Annotated in this window: 5 protein-coding genes; 1 reads left to right on the forward strand and 4 read right to left on the reverse strand. The window is 49.9% G+C overall.

What is annotated here, in order from left to right; translation table 11 throughout:
• Positions 1-761, forward strand: a 761-nt coding sequence (locus tag INT19_RS08885) for an FMN-dependent NADH-azoreductase (protein WP_226924549.1), incomplete at its 5' end; no start/stop codon positions are given.
• Positions 762-819: 58 nt separating this feature from the next.
• On the opposite strand, the gene INT19_RS08890 is transcribed toward INT19_RS08885, so the two are convergent.
• From INT19_RS08890 to INT19_RS08905, 4 genes are all read right to left on the reverse strand, one after another.
• Positions 820-1,155, reverse strand: coding sequence for a TfoX/Sxy family protein (locus INT19_RS08890; RefSeq protein WP_193060491.1), 336 nt, complete (start codon positions 1,153-1,155; stop codon positions 820-822).
• Positions 1,156-1,316: 161 nt separating this feature from the next.
• The gene (locus tag INT19_RS08895) at positions 1,317-1,916 is read right to left on the reverse strand and encodes a GNAT family N-acetyltransferase (protein WP_193060492.1); all 600 of its coding nucleotides are present in this window, start codon (positions 1,914-1,916) and stop codon (positions 1,317-1,319) included.
• 170 nt (positions 1,917-2,086) lie between these two features.
• On the reverse strand, positions 2,087-2,302 hold the full coding sequence (locus tag INT19_RS19860; protein ID WP_226912450.1) for a GNAT family N-acetyltransferase: 216 nt from the start codon (positions 2,300-2,302) through the stop codon (positions 2,087-2,089).
• Positions 2,245-2,520 carry a hypothetical protein gene (locus INT19_RS08905; RefSeq protein WP_193060494.1) on the reverse strand — a complete coding sequence of 92 codons (276 nt, stop codon included), beginning with the start codon at positions 2,518-2,520 and terminating at the stop codon, positions 2,245-2,247. Before INT19_RS08905 ends, INT19_RS19860 begins: the two co-directional genes overlap by 58 nt.
• Positions 2,521-2,746: the final 226 nt, after the last annotated feature.

The raw sequence follows: 2,746 nt of genomic DNA on the forward strand, positions 1-2,746 counted from the left end.
GAATTTTAGCGGGGTGGCAGAACGTCGCGGAATGGACGCTTACGGCAAAAGGGCAGCATAGCCACTCCACACCGCTATCTGCTGAGGCCATCATGCGCACATTACTTCATATAGACGCTAGCGTACGTAAAGCGACAAACCCAAACCCTGACCACAACTCAATATCAAAACGTATTGCTATGCAGTTTGTTGATAAATGGAAATCTGCTAACAGTGCAGATAATTACATTTATCGTGACATTGGCTTGAACCCACCTGCTTTTATTGACCAAGACTGGATAGGTGCCGTTTTCACACCCGATGAGCGGAAAAGCTCTGAGCAACGTAAAAAACTAGCGTTATCCGATCAGCTATTTAGCGAGTTAGCACAAGCGGATGTCATCTTAATATCTTCACCTATGTACAACTACGGCATGCCTGCCCCTCTTAAAGCGTGGTTCGACCAGGTAATGCGTATAAATAAAACATTTAGCTTTGATTTGGCTCGTGGCGACCATCCTATAGAGCCACTTTTGTCTGGGAAGACTCTTATTTTAGTCTCTTCATGCGGAGAGTTTGGCTTTGGGCCAGGAGGTGAACGTGAGCATATGAATCATCTCGGGCCGCATATTAAAACACTGGGCAGATACTTGGGCGTCGAGTCATTTCATGAAATAACGTCAGAGTACCAAGAATTTGGAGATGAAAGGCATCAGAGATCAGTTGCTAATGCGCTTAAAAATGCCGGATTGCTAGCAGTGGATTTGGCTAGCAACGCATAAATCTTTGCTTTGAGTAGCCGCCGGGCAGTCTAAAATGACTGCCCTCGTTAGCTCTGCGTCAACGAGCTTTTTGCCGCAACGCCGCTTTATAAGCACGGTCAGCCCACTCTTTAGCATGTTCAGGATCTTCAAATATCTCCTCGGGGGCAGCATAGTAAGTCATTTTCACCCTTTTGCCGCTCTTCTCATATTCAAACTGCTCCATTCCCAGCTCGATAAAAGAGCCTACCGAACGTTCGTCGACTTTAAGGTAAAGAACATCATCGGCGACTAGCGCAAACATAAGACCATCGCGATAAACGCCATATCCGCCAAACATGCGCTTAGTTTGGATTTCACCAAACAGTGCGAATACGTCGCTAAGGTTTGCGATAAATTCGCTGGTAGCTTTCATTAACCTACCCCTCGGTTTCAGCCGCATCGCGTAGCGGCGTTGATAAAGTTGCGAGGCTTGGCACTAAAGGGCATCCGGACATAGCAATCGATGCTGCTTAGCCTAGTTGTAGCGTCAGGTTAACCTTAGAAGCGATTCATTCCAGTCTCTCACCATAAACCTCACTGTGCGCAGGATCGGCTTATCAGATAGTTGAGATGTGAGCACACCTCTGGCCACTCGCCCCTGCTCAGGCTATACATCACTGTATCGCGAATGGTCCCATCGCGGCGCAGCGCATGGCCACGGATTACGCCATCTTTCTTTGCGCCTAGGCGCTCGATCGCACGTTGGCTGGCGAAGTTGAAGTTGTCGGTACGCCAGCCGACCACGTTACAGCCCAGTGTGTCGAAAGCGTGAGTCAATAGCAGTAGCTTGCAGGTGGTGTTGACATGCGTGCGCTGAACCCGTTTGGCGTACCATGTGTAGCCAATTTCAACGCGTTTTACGTTGGGCAGAATATCATGGTAACTCGTGGTGCCAAGCACCATACCACTCGCCTCTTCAATCACGGCGAAAGCAAAGCGATGGCCTTCCTCGCGGCTTTTTAAGGCGGCATTAATATAGTTGCGTGTCTCATCGGGCGTTGGCACCGAGGTAATACGCAGATTCCACAACTCGCCATCCGCAGCGGCGGCGCGCAAACCGGCTTCGTGATTGAGTGAAAGCGGCTCGAGCGTTACGCCATGCGCAGTAAGGGTGATAGGTGTGATAAAGGCCATGTGTATACTCAACTATCTTCTTGGAAGGTGGGGCAAACGCTTAACCAGACTGAGCCGTCTTAATATCGGCATTCAGCCAAATAACCATAATTCGCTAACGTCTCAATAGTATGCACTAGGCACTATAACTGCCACTGGCCCTGCCCCTTTCTACAGCCTCAACGCCTGAGTTAGAGCGCTTTCTCATAGATGGATACGTTATCCCCTCCGTAAAGCACGGTTTCGATATACGACCAGCCACTTCGCTCCAGAAGGCTGTTTGCTGTGCTTGTGCCGGAGTAGATTTTTTTGTACCCCAGCTTGCGTGCGATGCTTTCAAGCTCAACAGTCAATGTTGCGCCAATTCCACGACGCCGGTACTGAGGGAGTACCATGCCGCCACCCATCCAGCCTTCAATACCGCGATACCAAGCGCAGAACCATCCTGCATCGCAACGACCCCAATAGGAAGTTTATTGTGATTGGAATATGCCAGCAGGTCTTCTTCAGCGTTTCCCCTGCCGCGCGCACCGTAATACTCCGGCCATCCGCACTCAAACATTTCTCGAAGTGCTGGCAGTAGTTCAGGATGATTGGCTAGCAGAGCCAAGTCTAAATTACTCACCATGGTTTCCAAAGCGCTCTAACGAGGCTGTAGAAAAACCCGATTTCGAGCCGTTTCCACTGCCTGTTGTCCTTATTCATTTACCCAGCCGGTCATCCGGCTGAGTAATATTAATATCGGCATATAGCCACTTGAGCGCCCAGCTTTAGCCCGCTGAAGACCGCCTGCTGGGTTCACAAAGCCAACTTACTCCGCTCTAAGCCCTTCATGATGCGGCCAAGTGGCC

The organism is Halomonas sp. 3A7M, from assembly GCF_014897875.1.
GTDB lineage: Bacteria > Pseudomonadota > Gammaproteobacteria > Pseudomonadales > Halomonadaceae > Vreelandella.